Raw genomic sequence first — 22,674 nt, forward strand, 5'->3', positions numbered from 1 at the left:
TACTATGCGCCCTATGACAGACGGTTTCGAAGAAGCGTGGTCGCTCGCCGAACCCGTCAAGGGCTGGATGACGCGGGATCAGGGCCTCGCCTTGTGGAACGCCGCGTGCCGGCTGGACAAGGGCGATCTCATCGTGGAGATCGGCAGCCACCAGGGCCGTTCGACGATCGTGCTCGCGAGCGCCGCCCGCACGGTCGGGGCGCGGGTGGTCGCGGTCGACCCGTTCGTCGACGGCCGGTTGTTCGGCGGATCGCCGACACGCCAACGGTTCGAGGCGAACCTGAGAAAGGCGGGCGTCGAGGACGTCGTCGAGCTCGTGGCGGAGTACAGCACGAAGCTCCGCCCACGCTGGGACCGTCCGATCCAGTTGCTCTACATCGACGGCAAACACGACTACTGGACCTACACCGACGACCTGCGCTGGTCGGCGAACCTGGACGACGGCCGGGAAATCCTGGTCCACGACTGCTTTTCCTCGATCGGCGTCACACTGGGCACGATCGCGAAAGTCCTCTTCGGACGGCGCTACACCTATCTCGACCGCGCGACCTCGCTGGCCCGGTTCCGGCTCGCCCCGCCGTCGGCGAAGGACAGGCTGCGGGTGGTCGCCCAGCTGCCGTGGTTCGCGCGCAACGTCGGGATCAAGATCCTGCTGCGGCTGCGCTTGTCCCCCGTCGCGAAGGCCTTCGGCCACGACAGCCCGTACGACCCCTACTGAGTAAGCGGTTTGCCGACGTCGACCTTCGCGAGACAGACGGGAGCACCCTTCGCGGACAACTGAAAGCCGATCTTGTCGAACAGACCCTCGATCGGCAGGTACATCGTGTGCAGGCCGGGCTGGAACCACACCGGCACGCGGGTCCCGTCGCGATCCACGAACCCTTCGCCGCCGTCTGCGGTGAAGTAGTCGATCCTGAGCAGGTACCGGCCGAGAACGGGCGTGTCCAACGGAACCCGGACCAGTTGCTCGCCGACGGTGTACCCACAGCCCGCCACCGGACCGGGCACGCCGCGGGAAACCGATTCCACGCCGGTGATCGTCCTCGCGGTACCCGAGTCGTCCAAAAGGGACATCCGGCTGGCCGGCTGGTCGAACTGGAAACCCGGGATCAGGCCCACCACCCGGGAGGCCCGGGCGTTCTCGCCGAACCAGCCGTGCAGGACGTCGTTCGGCACGGGCGTGTCGAACAGGACGAGGTCTGGGTCCCGTTCGATCGAAGCACGCGCGTTGGCGAGGAACTCCTGGGAGTGCTCGAACCGTAATCCGGGCGCCAGCCGGGAAAAGCCCACGGCGGAACTCGCGAGCAAGGCGAGACACAACGCCAGGGCGAACGGACGTTTCGCCGGAGACGGCACGGCATCCGAAGGCCGGTCGAGCGGTTTGGGCTCCAGGAAGGCGAAAGCGAGACACAGCGCGACGACGAGCGCAAGATCGGCGACGTAACGGGGATCGCTGCCCAGTTCCGGGCCGACCTCGGTGAGCCTGGTGGCCGCCGAAAGCCCAATGTCCGCCACGAACACCAGGCCCAGCAGGATCCACGCCTTCCTGGCCCGGAGCCCGCCCAAGCGGCTCCCGGAAACCAGCACCGCGACGGCCACGAGCAGCAGCACGATCCGCACCACCACAGGGGAAGCGGCGAACGTCGCGCCGGGTCCCGGCCCCGACCATGGCCCGCCCACCATCCCGGGGATCAGGGTGTCGCCGAGCATCCGGCCCGTCATGTCCGCGACCGTGCCGACGGTGACCGGGCCGCCGCCTTGCCCGACCTGACTCGTGGTCAACGTCAGGAAAACGGCGGCGTAGCCCGCGAGGACGACGGCGAGGACACCCATCAGCACGAGATGGCGGCGCAAGGAAATCCCGAGCAGCACGGTGATCCCGGCGATCAGTACCGGGATGAACACCGCTTTTTCGTAGAAGGCGAGCCCGAACACGGTCCACGCCACGGTCGCGATCGCCCAGCGGCCGCCGTCGGCGAGGTAGCGTACGTGCGCGTGCAGGGCGGCCGTGGCCGCCAGGAGCACGGGCGCGATCTGGATGGCGTACGCCCACCACAGTGTCGGGACGAGCAGCAAGGTCGATGTCGTGAACATCGTGAACGGGACGAGAATCCCCCACCGGCGCCCGAAACAGCGCACCAGCACCGCCCACAGCAGCACCGACGCCGCCGCCTGCATCACCAGGACCGGCGCCATCAGCACGGCGAAGTTCAGCGGTGCCCATGCGGTCAGCACGTCGGCGAGCAGGAACCCGCCGGGCGCGAGATGGCCGTGGTAGTCCTGGAAGAAGTAGCCGATGTCGAACGGTCCCGCCTTCGCGGCGTGATAGGTGATGACGAAGTCGTCTTGTGCGAGGCTGCCGCGCAGCGCGGCCCACACGTGCAGGACGAACGGGATCACGCCGGCCGCGAGCGCGGCGAGCGCGACCGGCGAAGGTCTTTTCCCCCGGAGAGCCACGGATCGCCTCAATTCTTGCAGGTCGGCGGCTGGCACATGATCTTGCTCAGCGCCTGGTAGAAGACGTCCGAGATCTTCCTCGGATCGGGGGTGGTGAACGATTCCCCGCCGGTGGCGGTGGAAACCTGCCGCAGTTCGGACGCGTCGATATCCGGCCCGATGCCGATCCCGATGACCGGCAACGGTTTCCGCGGATCCTGGAGCTTGCCCAGTTCCTCCAGCAGCCGGGGCAGCCCGATCGTCTCGTTGTCCTCGTTGCGCCCGTCGGTGAGCACGACGACCAGGTTGATCCGGCCGGGTTTCCAGTTCTGCCTGGCGTTCTGATACGCGGCGAGGATCGAGTCGTAGAGCCCGGTCGCGCCGCCGGCTTTCGGGCGCACGGCTTGGAGTCGCGCGACACCGCCCGAGGCCGTCTGCTCGGCGATCGACTTCATCGGCAGCAGGACACGATGGTCCTTGTCACCGTCCAATTTGGTCGAGAACAGCCACAAACCCAGTTCCGTCGTGGGTTTGAACAGGCCGAGCCCCTGCGTCGCGGCCTGCAAGGTGAGTTCCATCCGGCTCTTCCCCGTACCCGGCACGGCGGCGGCCATCGAACCGGAGACGTCGAGCAGCACCTGGACCCGGGCGCTCAGGTTCGTCCCCGCCCAGGCCTGCAGGACGGCGTACAGGTCCGCCACCGGCGGGGCTCCCGGCGGACGCGGCGCCGGATCGGTCCGGCCGTCCTGCGCCCGCGGCACGGCGAACCGGCCGCTGGGCGCCCGGAATCCCGCGTCGGCGAAGATGCCGCCGGCGAGCGGGTCGAGCAGCAGTCGCAGGAAACGTTCCGCCGCGGTCCTCGACGCTTCGGACGCCTTGGGCAGCACGACGTACGGATAGTCGAAGCCCTGCACCGGGACACCCGGGTAGGCCGCCACCAGGTTCCGCGCGAGGACGGATTGTTCGGTCGTGGGAAAGGCTGCCGGGAACCGGTCCGGCACCGGGTTCAGTTTCCGCGTGGCGGCGGTGAAGGCCGCGGCCGGGTCGGGTTCCTTCTCGGTCAGCTTCCGCAGGGCGAGCAGTGTGCCGACGCCGAGCGGATCGCGCGCCGGATCCGGGATGCCGATCGGTGCGCCGTCGAGAATCTCCTGCCACGACGGGGTTTTCCCCGGCCAGCCGAACCGCCGCGCGGTTTCGTCGGGAAGTCCCAGCACCACTGGGGAATTCGCCACCGACTGACCGGATTCCGGCAGGTTCCACGCGCCGGCGTCCCTGGCCTGCGACAACATCGTGCTCGACTCGGGGACCCAGACGTCGGGCCCACCGGAGGCGGTGGTCCCGAGCAGGTCGGCGGTCTTGGCCGACTCGCTCGCGGTCACGTTGACACTGAAGCATTCTTCCTGCGGCACGGTCTTCGCGAGCCGGGTGAGCACCGGCGCCACGTCGGGCGCCGCGGTGATCTCGACCGGCGTCAGCGCGTCACATCCGTTGCCCGCCAACCGGGCTCGCAGGTAGTCGACACCCCACCAGGCGCCGAGCGCGATCACCAGCAACAGACTCAAGACGACCACGGGCGCGTTGAAACGCCCGCCACGCCTCGGGCCGTCCTGCATGTGCGTGCCTCCGAGGTGCGGGGTGAGGACCTGGGATGTTGCCCAATCCGCCCGCGAACGTCAACCCTCGGGTAACTTAGCGCGCCCCGTTGCGGCAAACGGCCTAACGAAACCCGTGACTCACGTGATCAGAGCCGTTACTCGCGTGATTGGAGGCGTAACTCGTGAGTTACGCCTCCAATCACGCGAGTTGCGCCTCCAAACACGCGAGATCGGCCTAACCGAAATACCGTCCGGCGCCGATGTGGGCACCGACGGACTGCCACCAGCCGGCGTCGCCGGTCGAATCGATGCCGTCCGCGATCACCGTCACGCCCGCCATGGTCGCGGTGTCGATGAGGTTCCGCAGCGTGCGTTCCGCCAGGGGTTCCGTCCGCCGCTCCGCCAGCCGGGGCGCGATCCGGACCGTCCGCACGGGCACGTCGACCAGGCAGACGACGTCGCCACCCGCGCCGAAGCCCTGCAGTTCCGCGTCCACCCCGATCTCGGCGAGGAGGTGCAGGTTGTCGACCGTCTCGCCGAGGTCCGCGAGTACGGCCTCGGTCGGAAAGCCCAGGCGGAGCCGCGACGGCCCGAGGCCGGTCGCGGCCAGGATGTTCCGCACCGACCCGACGAGATCGGGGTCAGCCCCACGACCATCGGGAGCCTGTCGTCCGATTCCTCGCAGGCGGTGCGGATGAGCCATTCGCCGAGCGGCACGATCAGGCCGGTCTCGTTGGCGAAGCGGACGCAGGTGTCGTGACCGATCCGGCCGTGACGCGGATGGTTCCACGCGAGCCTCAGCTCGATTCCCGCCGGTCTGCTGTCCGCGAGCCACGTGAGCGGACGGAAGCCGACCTCGATCTCACCGGTCTCCCAGGCACCCGCCATGGAGACGGCCAGCCCGAACTCGTGCCGCTCCCTGCTGTCGAGCACGGAATCCGACAGCGCCCACTGCCGGTAGCCATTGGCCTGCGCCCGGCGCAGCGTCATATCCGAGACGCGCAGCAGTTCGTTCGGCGCGATGTCCCTCGGCGGCCGGTGCACGACGCCGACGCAGGCCGAAACCGCGACGCCGCTGCCGCTCTCGAGGTAGACCGGTTCGGACAGCTCCTGGTTGATCATGCCGATGACGGTGGCGACGTCCGGGCTGGCCGCGGTGTTCTGGATGAGGATGCCGAATTCGTCGCCGCCGATCCTGGCCACGAGCGCGTCCTCGCCGCCGACGACGGTCCTCAGCTTCGCCGCGACGTTCTTCAGCAGGTCGTCGCTCTGCTTCTGGCCGAGCCCGCCCGCGATCAGCGAGAACCCGTCCAGGTCGAGGTGATAGACCGTGACGCCGAAGGACGGGTCGGCGTGCCGCAACGCCTTCTCCAGGCGGGTGCCGAAGCACTGCCGGTTCGGCAGGCCGGTGAGCGGATCGTGCAGGGCTTGACGGCTCAGCTGCCGCTGCAGCAACGAAACGTCCGTGTCGCCGTCGACGAGGGTGATCAGCTGCTGGGCTTCACCGGCCGGGTCGCGGATCACGGCGCCGGTGAACGCAGCCCACGGCGGCTCCTCGTCCTCGGTCACGAGTCTTCGCGACAGCTCGAGCCGCTGACTCTCGCCTTCCAGCAACTTCCGGTAGCCCTCGCGCAGGCCGTCGGCGTCGTCCGGGTGCACGAGGTCGTAGAGATTGAGCCCGATCAGGTCCGCGACGGGCCGGTTCAGCATTTCGGCGAACGCCGGATTCACCCGCTGGACGCGGCCGTCGACCCTGGTGACGGCCACGCCGGTCGCCGAGCCGGTGAACAGCTGCTCGAAGCGCGCCTGCGTCAGCACCAGCTCACGCCGCGTCTCGCGTTCGAGCGTGACCAACGTGCGGCTCAGATCCTCTTGCTGCGTCTGGATGCTCTCGCGCAACGCCTCGCCGTAGCCGGACGCGAGCGCGCCGAGCACCTGCAACACCCGTTCAGGGAGCGCCTTCACTCCCCGCAACTCCGGTTCGTGCAAGAGTCCCTTGCCGAGTACGTCCATCGTGCGGCGCAGGCTGTCCGGCCCGACGCATCTGAGCGCGACGAGCCGCGCGCCGGCCTCGGTGGCCTGCGCGGGCTCGGCGTCGCCGCTCAGCACCGCGTCGAAGACCTCGTCCAGCAAAGTGGCGAAATGCTCTTCGATCTGGGCGTGGGTATACGGAAGATACGCCGTACCGGTGACCAGGTAAGCCCATTTGCGGGCCAGCGTGGCACGGGTCGGCGCGGCGTTCTTCCGCTTCGGCGCTGCGGAGGATGAAGTTCTCTTCGGGGCGTCCGGCGATACGGGGAACTCATCGCCGTCCGGAAGTGGGGCAGTCACGTCCGCCGGTCCTGGGGTCGCTTTCGTATTCCGTCGTGGAGGGACATCCTCCACGATTCTGAGGCCGTACTCACGGTTTGACGGTAACCCAATCGGGTGGTCACCCTACGGTACTGCAACACCGACCTTTTCCTTCAGCCAATCGCGGGTGGCGTCCCGATACCGGGACGCGTTGCGATGTAACGCCAGCGAATGTCCGGCACCGGACAGAACATAGGTGGAAAGCTCGGCCTCGGGCCGGTAGAACGGCGCTTCCGCCGGACGCAGCGACTCGGCGCTCGAACAGTCGCGAAGCGCGAAAAGACCGCAGAACAGGATGTCCTCCGACCCGACGGCCTGGAGAACGGGTACCCGGATGTCTTTCGTCGCGGGCAGCACGATGCCGAACACGGCGACCGTCCCCATTCCCGGGACCGAAACCTGATCCTTGGTCGCCTCGTCCGCTTCGATGACCCGCGGGTCGGTATTTTCCGCCGCGTAGAAAAGTCCGGCACGCGCTCCCGGTTTCGTCGTGAAATAGAGCGGATCGCTGCCCAGCGAACCGAGCCGCCCATCGGTGAACGCGGGCTGAAGGCCGAAAAGCACCCCGAACGTCAGGGCGGGGACGGACGGCAGATGCGTCATTCCGGTGAGGATCACGCCGTCGACGTCGTGATACGTCGAGGCCTCGGCCGCGACGATGCCCGAACCGACCGAATGCCCGACGATCACGACCTTCTCGAACGGCGTGCCGCCGACCCGCCCGGCGCGCAGATGACCGACCACCTCGTGCATCGACCGCGCCAGCACCGGCAGCAGGAGCGGAAGGCTGGCCGGTTTACTGCTCCCGCCCGACCCGAGCTGGTCCGCGGCGAAGGTCGCATATCCGTGTTTCGCCATGTCCCGCTGATAGGAGTAGCGATCCGGGTCGTAGGGCAGGTCCCAGTAGGCGCTGTTGTAGGTGCCGCCGTGCACCAGCAGCTGGACCGCCTCGGGCGCTGGGCCGTCGGGCAGGCAGAACCGGCCGTGCACCGTGGCGGGTTCGCCGAGCGGGCCGGTGACCGGGAGGTCCAGATCGGAACAGCGGACGTCGACGGCCTCGGCCGGCGCCGCGACCAGGAAACCACCGAGGAGCACGCAGCAGGCGGCCATGGCCGTGGCCAGTTTGAGCGGCATTCGCACAGGACCCTCTCCGGAATCGGGACGCTCGGAAGGAGCATGAACCCTACACCTGGTGATCGATCGTTCACCGTCAGCCTTGACTTCGCGGCCGTGCGATCATCGGCAATCGATTCGGCTGCATCGTCGCTTTGATCTTGGGGAACACCTTCACCCCCGATACCGGTTCCAGCCGCCATCGGGCGCCGATCGTCGCCGCCACCAACGCGATCTCCGTGGGAGCGAACTGATGTCCGGGGCACAGCCGGGCCCCGGCGCCGAACGGGATGAACGCGCCCTTCGGCACTCCGGCGGCGCGCCCGGGTTCCCAGCGGTCCGGGTCGAAGCGTTCGGGCTCGGGGAACCAACGCGGATCGCGATGCAAGGTGTGCTGGCTGACCGCGACCTCGGTACCGGCGGGGAGGCGTACCCCGCCCAGTTCGACGTCCTCCCGTGCCCGCCGCATCAGGATCACCGGCGGCGTCCGGCGGACGACCTCGTTGATGATCCGCTGCGTGTAGACCAGCCGCGGCAGGTGCTCGAACCGCGCCGGCCCGCCCGCCAGCACCTCGTCGATCTCGGCGTGGAAGCGGCGCTCTATGTCCGGCCTCGCCCCGATCTCGTGGAAGAACCAAGCGAGCGCGACGGCCGTGGTCTCGGCGCCGGTGGTGAGGATCGTGATGACCTCGTCCTCCACCTGCCGGTCGGTCATCCTCTCGCCGGTCTCGTCGTCCTCGGCCAGCAACAACATCGACAGCAGATCGCCCTGATCGCCGCCCTTCTCGCGCGCTTCGAGGACGGCGTCGCCGATGACCCGCCGCAGCCGCGCGGCCGCCGCGTCGAATTCGCGGTTCGCCGGGATCGGCAGGCGTTCCACGAACTTCGGCGAGAACGCCCGGACCATGACGTACTTCAACATGATCGGGATCGACCGCTGGATCTCGGTGAGCGGGTCGTCGCCGAGTTCGGTGGAGAACAGCGTGCGCCCGGAGATGGTCAGCGCGAGGTCCTGCATGCGCTTGTCGAATTCGACCACCTCGCCCGGTTTCCAGCTGCCGGCAAGGTCCACAGCGAGCTTCGTCATCGTCGTCTCGGCGTAGAGCGCGATCCGGCTTCGCTGGAACGCGGGCAACATCATCCGGCGTTGCCGCTGGTTGAAGGCCCCGTTGGAGGTCGCGAGCCCGTCGCCGAACAACGGCCGCATCTTGTCGAACACGATGCCTTTGTCGAACTTCCCCGCGTCGACGGCGAGCAGCTGCCACGCCAGCTCCGGCGTCGTGACCAGATAGACCGGCATCGGGCCGAAGTCGAGCCGTACGACGTCGCCATACGAGGGCAATGAGGACAACAGTTTCAGCGGGTCACGGAGCATCGGCACGGTATGCCCGAGCACCGGCCACCGGCCCGGTGCGACAGCGACGTCCGGAGGTACTGCCATCGTGCTCGTCTCCCGGTGCCTGGACGCTGAACCCGGCCACCTTAGGGCCGGCGAACGGCGAAGAGGCATCCGCCGTCGCACTTCCACACGATCGGACGATGGCCGCCCGGTCCCGCGAGACCGCTAGACTCCTGTGCCCCAACGGATCCCAACCGAACGGCGGCGACGAAGGTGACTTCGAACCTGAGCTGGGTGCCCCCCGAGGTCGACACGACCGTGCCGAATCCCGCCCGGGTCTACGACTACTGGCTCAACGGCGACCACAACTTCCAGGCCGACCGTGAACTGGGCGAACAGATCCTGAAGATCATGCCGGGCATCCGCGACGCGGCCCGGCTCAACCGCGCCTTCCTGCGGCGTGCCGCGGCGCACATGGCGGAGGCGGGGGTGCGGCAGTTCCTCGACATCGGCTCCGGTATCCCGACCGTCGGCAACCTCCACGAGATCGTCCAGCGGATCGACCCGTCCTGCCGGGTGGTCTACGTCGACCGCGAATCGGTCGCCGTGGCACACGCCAAGCTGCTGTTGCGCGGCAACGACCGGTGCGCGGCGATCCAGGCCGACCTCCGCGACGTCAACGACATCTTCGACGCGCCCGAAACCAGGGACCTGCTCGACCTCGACCGGCCGATCGGCCTGTTCATGTTGCTGCTGCTGCATTTCGTGCCGGACTCGTGGGAGCCGCACGCGATCCTGGCCCGCTATCGGGAGCGGATGGCCCCTGGCAGCTTCCTGGCCGTCTCGCACGTCGCCGCCGACGCGAACTCGAGCGGCCTCGACGAGGCAATCGAGGCGTACAAGAGCACCCAGAACGACCCCATCCCCCGGACCCACGACCAGGTGCTTTCGTTCTTCGAGGGGTTCGACGTCATCGAGCCCGGCGTCGTCGGCTGCGCGATGTGGAACCCGCAGGGCGCCGGTGACATGTCCGAAGACCCGGAGATCAACTCGCTGCCGTACGCCGGGGTGGGCCGGAAACCCTAGGGTCAAGCCTCGTGAGTGGCGATTCGGGTTCTAACCCGAATCGCCACTCACGACCCCCCTCAGGGCAGCACGTCGGTCACGGTGTCCTTGATGACCTGCCACTTACCGTGCTCGCGTACCAGCGTCAGGCTGATCGTGTAGTGCCGGTTGATGTTCTGCGACGGCACCTTGTAGTACGCGTCGAGGATCGCGAAGCCCATCTTGCAGTCCTCGACGACGGTGTGGGTCACCGTCCACGGCATGCTGTACTCGTACGGGAGCTTGAACTGCACGTCGACCACCGGCTCCACGTTGGCCTCGTAGCCGATGAACAGCTGCCCCTTGCGCCCGACGGTCACCATGTTCTGGTGGATGATCGCCCGGTAGCGGGCCTCGTCGCGTTTGTTGTAGCTGTCCATGTCCTCCCAGACCGCGCGGTCGAACGAGCGCTGGCACGCCTGCCGCTCCGACTCGGCCTGCTGCTCTCCCGCCGCCGCCGCGGCGGGCACACCGATTCCCGCCGCGGCCACGACCAGCCCGGCCAACGCCGCGTAATAGCGCTTGCGCATGGGGTTCTCCTCATCACGTCCCGTAATCCGTCCAGCAGCAGGTTCGCCGGGCGGCGCATCACAGCTGCATCACTTCCGCACCGGGCCGGGCGCGGAGCCGGTTAACCTCGCGGGAGGGGGTGCGATGGAGTTCCGGATCTTGGGGCCGGTGCAGTGCCGGAACGGGGCACGGCCGGTGAAACTGGCGGGCCCGCGGCAGGAGCGGATCCTCGCCGCGCTGCTGCTCGGCGCCGATCGCGTCGTCTCGGTCTCGCGGCTGGTGGACGTCGTCTGGGACGAGGATCCGCCCGCCACCGCCACGCGCCAGATCCGCAACCTCACCACCGCGCTGAAGCGCACGCTCGTCGCCGAGGGTGCCGCCGACGACGTCTTGACCGCCGAGGGCCCGGGCTTCGTCCTTCGCCCGAGCTCCTTCGACCTGCGCACGTTCGAGGAGCACGTCTCGCGGGGAGAATTCCGTGAAGCGCTCGCGTGCTGGAGCGGACCAGCTCTGTCCGGTGTGGACAGTGCGACACTGCGCGGTGAGGCCGAAGAGCTCGACGAGCGTCGTCTGTCCGTTGTGGAGCGTTGCCTCGACGAAGAGATCTCCGCCGGCGAAGACTCCGTCGCGGAGCTGACGGCGTTGGTCGCCGAACACCCGCTCCGGGAGCCGTTCGCCGGCTTGCTCATGCGCGCGCTGCACCAGCAGGGCAGGCAGGCCGACGCGCTGAACGTCTACCGGCAGGCGCGAACGCGGCTGGTGGAGGAACTCGGGATCGACCCCGGGCCGAAACTGCGCGAACTTTACGAGCGGATCCTGCGCGACGAGCCGGAATACGGCAAGACCCGCTGCTTCCTCCCTTACGACGTACCGGATTTCACCGGGCGCGAGGCCGAGATCGGCCGCCTGGCCGACGCCGTCCGGCTCGGCCGCCCGGTCGTCGTCGACGGGATGGCCGGTGTCGGCAAGACCGCGCTCGCCGTCCACGCGGCACATCGGCTCGCCGCCGATTTCCCCGACGGGCAGCTGTTCGTGGATCTGCACGGCCACTCCCCCGCGCGCGAACCGCTTCCGCCCGAGGCCGCGCTCGAAGCCTTGCTCGGACAGCTGGACGTCCCGGCTTCGCGGCTTCCCGGCGGCGTGGACCGGAGGGCCGAGTTGTGGCGGACCAGGACGGCGGGCCGGTCTCTGCTGGTGGTGCTCGACAACGCCGCGAGCGCGGAACAGCTACGGCCGCTGGTACCGGGTTCGGCGACGGTCGCCCTCCTGGTCACCGGGAGACGCCGCCTCGCCGCGGTCGACGGCGCCGCGTCGATCAGTCTCGAAGTGCTGCCGGACGAAGAGGCGGGCGCGCTGTTCGCGGCGGCGTCCGGGCGGCCGGACTCGGGTGTGGCCGCGCTGTGCGGGAACCTGCCGCTGGCCATCCGCATCGCGGCCGCCCGGCTGCAGAATCGTCCACAGTGGACCGTCCAGGCCCTGGCCGAGCGGCTGGGCTCCGAACACGACCGGCTGGCCGAGCTGAAGGTCGCCGGACGTGACGTGGCCGCGGCCTTCGCACTGTCCTATCGGGAACTCGACGCCGAGCAACAGCGTATGTTCCGTTTGCTGGGGCGCAATCCAGGCGCCGACATCGGCGTGCCCGCGGCGGCCGCGCTGGCGGGTATCGGGGAACGCGAGGCCGAACGCCTGCTGGAGGACCTGCTCGACGCCCACCTGCTCAGGCAGCCCGCGCTGGGCCGCTACGCGTTCCATGACCTGATCGCCGAACACGCCCGCAACGCCGCACGCGACGAGGAATCCGGCCCGGCCGTGCATCGGCTCCTCGATCACTACCGCGACGGCGGCGGCCCCGGCTGGTACCGGGCGGAACGGGCGAACCTCGTCGCGGCGACCCGGCACGCGCTCGACGCCGGTCTCGACGAACACGCCTGGCGGATCGCCGCGGACACCGCGGAGCACCTCCGGGAGAGCGGGCATCTCGACGAACTGCTCGCCGTGGCACGAGCCGGGATCGCCGCCGCCCGCCGGATCGGCGACCCGCACGCGATCCAGCTGAGCCTGGCGAGCCTCACCCTCGCGTTCTGGGAAAACGGGCGACTCACCGAGGGAATGGACTGCGCCCTCGAACGGCTGGACGTCGTCCGCGCGTCCGGCGACCGCGCGGCCGAGGCGATCGCGCTGTCCAGGGCGGGCGCGCTGCACGCCATGCTCGGCCGCTACCCCGAGTCGATCCGTTTGTACGAAGACGGTCTGGCCGTCGTGGGCGACACCGGCGCCGCCACGCTGTGGACCAATCTCAGCAACGCACAGGAAGTCCTCGGCAGGCTGGACGACGCGCTGGTCTCGGCCCGGCGAGCGGTGGCGCTGCGTGAGGACGAGCGCGGCGCCATCCTGAGTTCGGCCCAGCTCGGCCTCGTCCTCTCCAAGCTGGGCCGTTTCGACGAGGCCTTCGAGATCATCGAACGGTCGATCACCGCCTCGCGCGACCTCGGTTACCTGTTCGGCGAGGCGTGGAGCCGGATCGATCTCGCCGACGCCCTCTTGCTCGCCCGCCGCCCGGGCGACGCGCGCGAGCAGGCCGACCGCGCGTGCGCGATCCTCACCCGGCTCAACCATCCTCTGCTATTGGCGATGGCGGCCAACAGCCTGGGCACCGCCTGCGTCGCGCTCGGCGAGACGGCGGCGGGCCTGAGCCAGCATCGGCTTGCGCTCGAAACGGCGAAGCGGATCGGCTACCGGCTGCAGGAAGCCCGCGCGCTGGCCGGCTTGGGCCAGGCCGGGGCGGCGCGGGACCACTACGCCGCGATGGGCCTGCCCACCGAACCGCTGCAGGTCGTCACCTGAAGAACCCGGTGAGCAGATCGCGCAGGGTGTCCGGCTGGTGGAGGACGCCGTGGTCCTGTCCCTCGACGGTGGCGTACCGGGCGCCGGGGACCGTGTCGACGACCGCGCGGGTGCCCGCCCGCATCCAGGCGTCGCTCTCCCCGCCGTCGATGACCAGCGTGGGCACCGGGATCTTCGCCAGCCTTTCCGCGGGCAGCACGTTTCCGGGGCCGCAGAGCGCGAGGTCGTAAGGCAGTGTGTGGGCGAGCCCGGTGAACCACGCCCAGAACGGGTCGTCCCGCATCCCCTTGACGACCTCTTCCGGCGTCGCCGTCCCCTCGACCAGGAACAGTTCCACCGCGCCGTCGCGGTCGCCGTCGGCGATCAACGCACGGACACGGTCGAAGAGGTCGGCCTCGGGCCGCTCCCGGCTGTCGTCGACGACGTACGGCGGCTCGTACACGGCGAGCTTGGTCATGGCGACGCCTCTGGCCGCCGCCTCCAGCCCCAGCACTGCACCCGACGAGTGCCCGAACACCGCGGCCGAACCGCCCACGTGCTCGATGAGCGCGGCGAGATCCTCGACCTCGCGCTCCACCGAATAGACAGCGCCGGCTCCGCTGTCGCCGCGGCCGCGACGGTCGTAGGCGATCACGGTGTGTTCCGGCGCCAGGGTGGCGGCCAGGCCGGCGACGGTCGTCCGGTCGTTGAACGCGCCGCCGGTCAGGATCACCGGCGTGCCCTCCCCGGTGCGCTCGAAGGCGATCGGGGTGCCGTCGGCCGAAGTCACGGTCTCGAACGAGGTGGTCATCAGGTCCTCCGCAGGGTCGCTTCACTCTAGCTTCGGCACTGGGTCGGAGCCGATGACCACCGCTCGACATCACTTCCGGAGATTTCCGAAAAATTCGCGGAGTTCGGCCACCACGTCGTCCGGCACAGCCATCGCGACCATGTGGCTGGGGCTGTCGTGATCGGCCCAGCGCACGACGTCGTTCTTGCGGGAGGCGATCGTGCGCAACGCGGACGGCCCGCCGTGGGAGACGCCGGTCGGCACCACCGTCTGGTCCATCGGCATCGCGGCCTGGCCCTCGTAGTACGGCCACAGCGACGTGCCGCCGGTCCCGGTCAGCCAGTACAGCGTCGCGTTGGTGAGGAGGAGGTCGCGGTCGATCGGCTCGGCGGGCGCCGTGCCGTCGGGCCAGCCGTCGAACTCCTTGAACCGTTCCACCAGGTACGCCAGCTGCGCGACCGGCGAATCGAGGAAGCCGAAACTCAGCGTCTGCGGCCTGTTCGTCAGGTACGGCGCGTATCCGCTGCCGCCCGCGAAGCGCTCCATCAAGCCCGCCAGATCAGCCTGATCCTGTTCGGTGAGCCCTTCGAAGTCGGCCGGATCCCCCATCGGCACCCCGAGGCCGGACGTGATGTGCGAGCCGATGACGTGCTCGGCCGCGTGCGCCGCGAGACAGGGCGTCACCAGCGCGCCGGCGTCGTTCCCGTGCGCGCCATACCGTTCGTAACCGAGACGGCTCATCAGTTCCGCCCAGGTCCGCGCCACCCGCGCGACGTCCCACGGACGTTCGTCGGCCGGTTCCGGGAACGGCGAGAAACCGAAGCCCGGCAAGGACGGCGCAACGACGTGGAAGGCGCGTGACGGGTCGAGGCCGTGGGCTCGCGGGTCGGTGAGCGGGCCGAGCACGTTCAGGAACTCGGCGATCGAGTTGGGCCAGCTGTGCGTCATGATCAGCGGGATCGCGTCCGGTTCCGGCGACCGGACGTGCAGGAAGTGCACGCGCTGGCCGTCGATCTCGGTGACGTACTGCGGGAATTCGTTGAGCTGCTTCTCCCACGCACGCCAGTCGTAGCCGTCTCGCCAGTATTCGGCCAGGTCCTTGAGGTAGGCGACGGGGACGCCGCGGCTCCACTCTGCACCGGGCAGCGCCGACGGCCAGCGGGTGCGGGCCAGCCGGTCGGTCAGGTCGTCCAGATCGGACTGCGGGATGTCGATGCGGAACTGCTCGATGTCGGTCATGAGGTGACCGTAGGGGCCATTCAGGCCGGATCCTGACCTAAATGGCCCCCGCATTCAGCCGACTAAACGCGGACGATCTGCGTAGCGCCGAAGGTGTCCTTCACCGGCACCTCGAAGGTCTTCCGACGCACGGTCACGCGCAGGACCTCCTGACGCTGCGTCGGATCCGAAACCGCCAGCTGCCAACCCTTCCCCGTCCGGCCCAGCGCCACCGAAGCCGGACCGGACACCGACACCTCGTCGACGGACCCGGCCGCGAAGAAGTTCGCCAGCAGGGTCGCGTCCCACAGCCGGACGGCCTGCACGGTCGCGGTGTTGGACCGCACGCGCCACGACCAGGCCGAAGCGATCGTCTGCGGTACCGACGCGGTCGGAAGGACGGCGTACGCGTAGCTCGCGTTCGACGGCTTGGCCCCGTGCTCGATGACCAGCTTCTGGTAGCGCCGGGTGTACGGCACCGTGGTGCCCTTGGTGTTGGCACCCTTGTCGATGTCGCGCCAAGTCCCCGTCCGGTCCTCACGCAGCGCGGTGACCTCGGCGTCGTCGAGCAGGACGTAACCGCCGACCCGTTCTAGGTGCAGCCATCGCTTGCGCCGCAGGGACTCCGAACCCTCGACGAGATGACCGTCGGCCAGCAGGACACCGGTGCCGTTCTCGCCGAGGTTGCGGTTCTCGATCGTGGTCCGGATCCGCTCGCCGGAGGTGTCGGTGATCCCGGCGCCGAGGCACAGCACACCGGACGGCGTGAAGAACCACGACTTCTTCGCGGTCAGCGTGCCGTCCTGCGAAACGAAGTCGAGGGCGTGCGCGCCGTGCCGCGCGTCCCAGCGGACACCGCCGCAGTGATCCTTGCCGGTCAGCGGGACCGACTCGAGTTTCGGGGTCGGGCCGCTCTTGGTGGTCGTGCCCGGCAGCAGCAGCGGGTCGACCGTCGGCCAATAGGCGTCGGTGAAGTGCCCCTTCGCCTTGGGCAGGAACAGATACAGCGAACCGTCGCCGACGTACCAGCCGTGCAGGTTCATCGAGTTGATCGACTCGTACCGCGAGATCCGCGTCGAGGCGACGCCGAGCGAGGCCGACCAGCCTTCGGTGATGTGCACCATCCGGTCCTGCTGGCCGAACACACGGTGCGTCGCGACCGTCGGCGTCGCCCGCACCTTGGTCGCCAGCAGTTCCTGCGCGAACTCGATACCGGGGATGCCGACGAGATCCGGCCCCGGCGCGAACCGTTCGGGATCGGGGATCTCGAGGTACGGCGCGAAAGTGTCCTCGGTGATCCACTTCGCGGCGAGACCGCCGAGCTCCTCCTTGCGTTTCCCGCTCGCCGATCGCGCCAGCAGGACCACCGCGCCGGTGAGCTGGTGCCCGATGTCGTGCGCGGATTCCCCTTGCCGGGAAAGGAACCGGCCACGGACCGACTCCATCAGCGAGCCCGCGTACACGAACGGCGCGAACGTGTCGGAAACCAGCGCATACGCCGCGTCGCGGACGTCGGCGGGCAGTTCGAACTCCGTGCCCTTGGTGACGTGGATGGCGGACGCGACGGCGGTGAGCAGGATGATCCCGTAGTGCCCGGGATACGGCACCGAATCGTGCTGCAGGAACGAGCCGTCGGTGTGGAAACCGTCGCCGCCGGAACGGTGAAGCTTCGCGATGACACTCGCCGCTCCCCCGCCTTCGATGTCGGTGAACGCGCCGACACCGCGTTCGATCCGCTCGGCGTCGCCCAGCATCGCGCCGGAGACGATGGAGATCGTCGACTTGTCCGCGCGGTTGGCGCCGGTCTCGACGACGCTCGGGTTGTTGGTGCGACGGTTCGGGTCGCCGGAGAACTTCAGTACCGGCTTCAGGTACTTGGCAAGCTCGTCCTGCGTGAGCTCGTCGGCGACCGTCGCGAGGATGTGCAGCAGGTAGAGTGGGATGCCGATCTCGTAGGTGTACCAGTTGCCGATCTCGGCGGTCTTCTCGCTGTACTGATCGCTGGTGTACAGCAGTTCCAGCGCGCCCTTGATCCGGGCGAGCACCGCGGGATCACCCGCGAGCGCACCGCCGGGAGTGCCCCAGTTGACCGCGATCGCGCGGAGCCGGGCGTACATCGACGTCGTGAACTCGCTACCGGGGCCGAGCGGCAGATCGTTCCACAGTGGACCGTCGCCGACCGTCATGCTGTCGTGGTACGCCTTCGCGACCCTGTCGAGGTTCGCCAGCGCGGCCGCGCGTTCCGCCGAGGGCCGGTTGATACCGGTTTGCAGTTCGCGGTAGCCGGTCACGATGGAAGACGAGCCCAGTGCCGCGGGCTGCGCGGACGAGGTGCCCGCGACTGCTGATGTGAGCGCCACCGAAGCGGCCGCTGCCGCGCCTCCCCGCAAGGCCGTTCTCCTGTCGAAGTAACCGAATCCGGGCATGACAGTGCCTCCCAAAGGGGTCAGAGACGGATCAAGGGCGGCGGCGGGTGCTGGGGTCTCGTGAGTGATTTGGGTCGTTAGAACGACCCAAATCACTCACGAGCTTTTAGCGCTTCCCGTCGGTCCTGCGAGGCAGGTCCCACGGGTTGTTCTCCTGCAACGGTTCCGGCAGCAGCGCGTCGGGGAAGCCCTGCCAGGCGATCGGTCGCAGGAACCGCTCGATCGCGGCGGTGCCGACCGAGGTACTGGTCGGCGCGGTGGTCGCCGGGTAGGGACCACCGTGTTCCTGTGCCCAGGTGACGGTGACGCCGGTCGGCCAGTCGTTCCACAGCAGACGGCCGGCGACCCGGGTCAGCGACGGGATGACCGGGCGGATCCAGTCCACATCGGACTCTTCGCCCTGGATGGTCGCGGTGAGCCCCGGTTCCATCACCCCGAGCAGGCTGATCAGCTCGGCCTGATCGGTGTAGGTGACGATCAGCGACGCCGGGCCGAAGCACTCCTCGCGGACCGTGTCGGCGTCGGAGAGGAACGCCTTGGCGGTGGTGGCCAGCAGCGTCGCGCCGTGCGAAATCCCTTCCGCGCCACCGGATTCCGACAGCACCTCGACGCCGTCGACCTCGCTGAGCTTCGCCAATCCGTCGGCGAAGCCCGCCGCGATGCGCTCGTTGAGCATCGGCTGCGCCGGGATCGCCGCGACGGCCTCGCGCAGCGTGTCTTCGAGGCCGTGGCCCTCGGGCAGGAACAGCAGCCCCGGCTTGGTGCAGAACTGCCCGGCGCCGAGGGTGAACGAGCCCGCGTAGCCCTTGGCGATCGCCTCACCGCGCGCGTCGATCGCGGCCTGCGTCACGACGACCGGGTTGACGCTGCCGAGTTCGCCGTAGAACGGGATCGGCGACGGCCGCGAGGTCGCGATGTCGAACAGCGCGCGCCCGCCCGGCACGGAACCGGTGAACGACGCCGCCTGGATCCGCGAGTCCTTCAGCGCCGTGACGCCGTTCTGCTGGCCGTGGATGACCGCGAAGATCCCTTCCGGAGCACCGGCCTCGACCAGCGCGCCACGCAGGACCTCGCCGGTGCGGGCGGACAGCTCCGGATGCCCCGAGTGCGCCTTGAGGACGACCGGGCAGCCCGCGGCCAGCGCCGACGCGGTGTCGCCGCCCGCGACGCTGAACGCGAACGGGAAATTGCTGGCGGCGAACACCAGCACCGGCCCGATCGGGGTGAGCAGCCGCCGGATGTCCGGCCGCGGCCCCATCGGCCACGCGGCGTCCGCGTGGTCGACGGTGGCGCCGAGGAACTCGCCGTCCGCCAGCACCTCGCCGAACAGGCGCAGCTGGAACGTCGTGCGCTTCAGCTCGCCCTGCAGCCGCGGCGCGGCCGGGAGGTGCGTCTCCTGGTTGGCCAGCGCGATCAGCTCTTCGGCGGCCGCGTCGAGGGCGTCCGCGGCCGCGTTCAGCCATCCGGCGCGCTGGGCTGGGGTCGCGGCCGCCGTCGTGCCTGCCGCATCGGCGGCGGCCGCGAGGATCTGTTCGAGCGTGGCGGGATCCGTTGCCTGGCTCATGATTTCTTGCGTCTCCTAGAGTTCTTGCGCGGCGCTGACGGCGGCGATGAGATCCGCCCAGCGCCCCGGGCCGGCGAGGCCGAGGTGGTACAGGTGCAGCTCGGTGGCGCCTGCCTTGCCGAGTTCGGTGGTGTACGCCTCGATGTCGGGCACCGGGCTCGCCGCCACCGCGGTGATGTAGCTGCCGACGGCGACCTTCTCCGGCAGTTTCGCCCGTGCCGCCTCGACGGCGCCCACGCTGGGGCGGCCGGGTGCCCAGTTCTGCAGCACCACCGCGTCGACGTCGTCCGGGGCCGACGGCGTCAGCCCCGGCAGCGCGCCGGTGACCCACGGGTCCATCGCGCCGTGCAGCACGATCCTGGGCCCGGACGGGATCTTCTCGAGCACCGCGCGCCGGAGGGCGTCGGTCGCGTTCTGGCGCGTGTCCAGCAGGACCTGCCGCAGCGTGGGCAGGATCTTGTCCTCGGTGGCACGCAGGTCACCGCTGTCGATCAGCCGCCGGACCTCGGCCCGCAGCTTGCCCAGCGCCTTCGCCGGGTCCTGACCGGCCGCGACCCAGGCGTCGAGACAGTCGTCGCAGCAGCAGATCGACAGCAGCCGGGCCACCGCGGGCGACCAGACGCCGTCGGTCTTCTCGTGCTGGTGCTGGTGCACGGCGCCGAGCGGACCGCAGGCCTCGAGGATGACGGTGGCGAAGTCGAGCCCGGCGAGGCTCTCCGCCGTCACGTTCGCCGCGTACTCGCGGACCGCGGGCACGCCGGGGCACAGCGCCCACGGATACCGCTCGCCGAAACAGTTGCGCACCGTGAAATCGGGGAATTCCGTGCCCAGCTGCGAGTTGTGCGTCAGCACGATCCACGCCGCGGCCGGGATCCCCGCCTCGGTCAGCGTCCGGACGGCGTCGCCCGCGCTGTCGCGGCTTTCCACCCAATCCGGCTCGGCGGGCTTCAGCTCACCCCACGCCTCGTCGCGCACCGGCCGGTACAGCGCCGCGTGGCGCGCGACGACCGAGGTGCGCTCGGGCGACCAGGGCGTCGCCGCGCGGGCGCTGTGGTACGACACGGCGACGGCGACCTCGTCGACGCCGAGTTCCCGTACGCGCTCGACGAAGCCGGGATCGTCGACGACGTCCCAGGGGTAGGCGTATCCGGTGACCTTCACCCTGTCACCACCGCGCCGTGTTCGGTTCGAAGCTTCCCACGAACTTCCGCATATAGGTCACGTCATCCCGTTTTGTCTGTCCACTTCGGACATAGTCTTCATGGGCCCGTGCCAGCGCGTCGGGGTCGAGTTCGACCCCCAGCCCCGGCTTGTCGGGCACCGCGACCGCACCGTCGGCGAACTCCAGCGCACCCGGGGCGATGACGTCGGCCGTCTTCCACGGCCAGTGGGTGTCGCAGGCGTAGGTCAGGTGCGGCGTCGCCGCGGCCACGTGCACCATAGCGGCCAGACTGATCCCGAGATGACTGTTCGAATGCATGGAAAGGCCCACGTCGAAGCATTCCGCCGTGATGGAGAGGGCCTGGGTGTCCCGCAGCCCGCCCCAGTAGTGATGGTCCGAAAGTATGACCCCGACCGCTCGCTGCCGGAAGGCGGGCTCGATATCCGCGAAGCGCACGACGCACATGTTCGTGGCCAGCGGCATGTTCGCCTTCTCCGCGACCCGCGCCATGCCCTCGATACCCGGTGTCGGGTCTTCGAGATACTCCAGGACGCCGTCGAGTTCTCCGGCGACCCGGATCCCGGTCTCGACGGTCCACGCCGCGTTCGGGTCGATGCGGAGCGGGTGATCCGGGAAGGCGTCCGCGAGCGCGCGGATCCCGTCCATCTCCTGGTCGGGGTCGAACGCGCCGCCCTTGAGCTTGATGGAGCCGAAGCCGTACTCCTCCACCATGCGGCGAGCCTCGCCGACGAGCGCTTCAGGCGTGGTCACCTCGCCCCACGAGTCCTCCTCGGCGCCGAGGTGGGCACCGAACTTGTAGAACAGGTAGGCGGAGAAGTCGACGGCGTCGCGTGCCTTGCCGCCGAGCAGGTCGACGACCGGCCTGCCGAGGTAGTGGCCCTGGGCGTCGAGCGCGGCCACCTCGAACAGCGAGTACACGCTGGCCACGGTCTTGCTGACGGAGAAGCCACCGGTCAGCCCGTGCGCGTCGGCGAAGACGACCTCGCCCAGCGTGGTGGCGACCTTCCGGCGGAGACCGGGCAGGTCGAACACGTCGTGCCCCTTGAGCTCCGGGAGCACCTTCCTGACCTGGTCGAGGAACGCGAGGTCACCGTAGGACTCGCCGAGGCCGACCACGCCGTCTTCGCAGATCAGCTGGACGACACCGCGCAGCGCGAAGGGCTCGTGCACGCCCATCGCGTTGAGCAGCGGGGGGTCGGCGAACGCGACCGGGGTCAGGACGACGTCGAGAACCTTCATCTTCAGGCACCGGCCTCGACGGACTTGAGGACGGCGAGACCGTCGTCGATGATCTTCTCCAGGCGGGCGATCTGGTCCGCGGTGGGCTCGACCAGCGGCGGCCGGACCGAGCCGACCTTGTCCCCGCGCAGCCGTGCGGCTGCCTTGACCAGCGACACGGCGAAGCCCTGTCCCTCGTCCCGCAACGCGACCAGCGGAAGGTAGAACCCGGCGAGCAGCGCCTCCATGACGGCGTCGTCGTTTTCCGCGAGCGCACGGTGGAACCGCGCCGCGATCTCGGGCGCGAAGCAGTGTACGGCCGAGGAGTACCGCGCCACGCCCACCGCGGAGTAGGCGCGCGCGGAGACCTCCGCCGTGGGAAGACCGTTGAAGAACAGGAAATCCCGGGCCCGGTCGGTGCCGACGGAGCGGATCGTGGTGATGATCCGGCTCATGAGTTCGACGTCGCCGAAGCCGTCCTTGATGCCGACCACCGAAGGGATGTCGAGCAGTTCCACCGCCGAGTCCGGGGTGAACACGCCGGTGGACCGGTGGTAGACGATCACCGGGACCGAGGAATCCCCGACGGCGTACCGGACGTGGTCGACCAGCCCGGACGGCGGGCCGGTGACCAGGTACGGCGGCAGGAGGAGGACGCCGTCCGCGCCGCCCGCCTCCGCCGCCGCGATCCCGGCACGGGCCGAGGCCGCACCGCCGCCGGCACCGACCCAGACGGGCACGCGCCCGGCCACGACCTCACGAGCCTTGCGCAGGATCGCTGCGTGCTCGTCCGGGGACAGCGAGCTGAATTCGCCCGTACCGCAGGCGACGAACAGCGCACCGGCTCCGGCGGCCACGTGGCTCTCGACGGTTTCCGCGAACGCGTCGAGGTTGAGTTCCAGCCCCTCGGTGAAGGGGGTCAGGGGGAACGCCAGTAGGCCGTCGAGTTCGATCTTGGGCTGTGCCATGGATTTCTCTTTCGTTCTTTGTGGATGGTCCCGGG

At 69.3% G+C, this 22,674-nt stretch carries 16 protein-coding genes and 1 pseudogene; 3 read left to right on the forward strand and 14 right to left on the reverse strand.

All coding sequences use genetic code 11. The features are described from left to right. The first annotated feature begins 13 nt into the window (after window positions 1-13). Window positions 14-718, forward strand: a complete 705-nt coding sequence (locus AORI_RS65905) for a class I SAM-dependent methyltransferase (protein ID WP_016335317.1) — start codon at window positions 14-16, stop codon at window positions 716-718. On the opposite strand, the gene AORI_RS65910 is transcribed toward AORI_RS65905, so the two are convergent. From AORI_RS65910 to AORI_RS65930, 6 genes and pseudogenes are all read right to left on the reverse strand, one after another. Beyond that, window positions 712-2,457 (reverse strand): hypothetical protein, encoded by a 1,746-nt coding sequence (locus AORI_RS65910; RefSeq protein ID WP_016335318.1) that lies wholly within the window; start codon window positions 2,455-2,457, stop codon window positions 712-714. The two genes, AORI_RS65905 and AORI_RS65910, sit on opposite strands and share 7 nt — an antisense overlap. A gap of 8 nt (window positions 2,458-2,465) precedes the next feature. After that, entirely contained in the window at window positions 2,466-4,007 is a 1,542-nt protein-coding gene (locus AORI_RS65915) for a substrate-binding and VWA domain-containing protein (RefSeq protein WP_228688179.1), read from the reverse strand. Window positions 4,008-4,266: 259 nt separating this feature from the next. Beyond that, window positions 4,267-4,734 (reverse strand): EAL domain-containing protein, encoded by a 468-nt coding sequence (locus AORI_RS84415; RefSeq protein WP_228688421.1) that lies wholly within the window; start codon window positions 4,732-4,734, stop codon window positions 4,267-4,269. A gap of 26 nt (window positions 4,735-4,760) precedes the next feature. After that, window positions 4,761-6,044: pseudogene (locus tag AORI_RS84420) on the reverse strand (diguanylate cyclase domain-containing protein); the annotation flags it as partial. A 423-nt stretch (window positions 6,045-6,467) separates the two neighbouring features. Next, window positions 6,468-7,517, reverse strand: a complete 1,050-nt coding sequence (locus AORI_RS65925) for an alpha/beta hydrolase (RefSeq protein ID WP_123798512.1) — start codon at window positions 7,515-7,517, stop codon at window positions 6,468-6,470. Window positions 7,518-7,593: 76 nt separating this feature from the next. Beyond that, the gene (locus AORI_RS65930; RefSeq protein ID WP_016335322.1) at window positions 7,594-8,937 is read right to left on the reverse strand and encodes a cytochrome P450; all 1,344 of its coding nucleotides are present in this window, start codon (window positions 8,935-8,937) and stop codon (window positions 7,594-7,596) included. Window positions 8,938-9,108: 171 nt separating this feature from the next. Between AORI_RS65930 and AORI_RS65935 the strand changes: the two genes are divergently transcribed. Next, window positions 9,109-9,921: an SAM-dependent methyltransferase gene (locus AORI_RS65935; RefSeq protein ID WP_016335323.1), complete on the forward strand. Its 813-nt coding sequence runs from the start codon at window positions 9,109-9,111 to the stop codon at window positions 9,919-9,921. A gap of 59 nt (window positions 9,922-9,980) precedes the next feature. Here the strand turns inward: AORI_RS65935 and AORI_RS65940 are convergent, their stop codons facing one another. Beyond that, complete coding sequence (locus AORI_RS65940) at window positions 9,981-10,469, reverse strand: hypothetical protein (protein ID WP_016335324.1); 489 nt, start codon at window positions 10,467-10,469, stop codon at window positions 9,981-9,983. 124 nt (window positions 10,470-10,593) lie between these two features. Between AORI_RS65940 and AORI_RS65945 the strand changes: the two genes are divergently transcribed. Next, a complete protein-coding gene (locus tag AORI_RS65945) occupies window positions 10,594-13,293 on the forward strand; it encodes an AfsR/SARP family transcriptional regulator (protein WP_016335325.1) in 2,700 nt (899 codons plus the stop codon). On the opposite strand, the gene AORI_RS65950 is transcribed toward AORI_RS65945, so the two are convergent. The 7 genes from AORI_RS65950 to AORI_RS65980 form a co-directional block, all read right to left on the reverse strand. After that, window positions 13,286-14,083, reverse strand: coding sequence for an alpha/beta fold hydrolase (locus tag AORI_RS65950; RefSeq protein WP_016335326.1), 798 nt, complete (start codon window positions 14,081-14,083; stop codon window positions 13,286-13,288). The two genes, AORI_RS65945 and AORI_RS65950, sit on opposite strands and share 8 nt — an antisense overlap. A gap of 69 nt (window positions 14,084-14,152) precedes the next feature. Further along, window positions 14,153-15,301, reverse strand: a complete 1,149-nt coding sequence (locus AORI_RS65955; RefSeq protein ID WP_016335327.1) for an epoxide hydrolase family protein — start codon at window positions 15,299-15,301, stop codon at window positions 14,153-14,155. A 62-nt stretch (window positions 15,302-15,363) separates the two neighbouring features. Continuing rightward, window positions 15,364-17,706, reverse strand: a complete 2,343-nt coding sequence (locus tag AORI_RS65960; protein ID WP_043848216.1) for a polysaccharide lyase 8 family protein — start codon at window positions 17,704-17,706, stop codon at window positions 15,364-15,366. Window positions 17,707-17,812: 106 nt separating this feature from the next. After that, window positions 17,813-19,270, reverse strand: a complete 1,458-nt coding sequence (locus AORI_RS65965) for an aldehyde dehydrogenase (NADP(+)) (RefSeq protein WP_016335329.1) — start codon at window positions 19,268-19,270, stop codon at window positions 17,813-17,815. 15 nt (window positions 19,271-19,285) lie between these two features. Beyond that, complete coding sequence (locus AORI_RS65970; protein WP_016335330.1) at window positions 19,286-20,431, reverse strand: hypothetical protein; 1,146 nt, start codon at window positions 20,429-20,431, stop codon at window positions 19,286-19,288. A 4-nt stretch (window positions 20,432-20,435) separates the two neighbouring features. After that, complete coding sequence (locus tag AORI_RS65975) at window positions 20,436-21,692, reverse strand: enolase C-terminal domain-like protein (RefSeq protein ID WP_016335331.1); 1,257 nt, start codon at window positions 21,690-21,692, stop codon at window positions 20,436-20,438. Between the two features lie 2 nt (window positions 21,693-21,694). Next, window positions 21,695-22,639: a 5-dehydro-4-deoxyglucarate dehydratase gene (locus tag AORI_RS65980; protein ID WP_016335332.1), complete on the reverse strand. Its 945-nt coding sequence runs from the start codon at window positions 22,637-22,639 to the stop codon at window positions 21,695-21,697. Window positions 22,640-22,674: the final 35 nt, after the last annotated feature.

Origin of the sequence: Amycolatopsis keratiniphila, from assembly GCF_000400635.2 — a bacterium.
GTDB classification, from domain to species: Bacteria; Actinomycetota; Actinomycetes; order Mycobacteriales; family Pseudonocardiaceae; genus Amycolatopsis; species Amycolatopsis keratiniphila.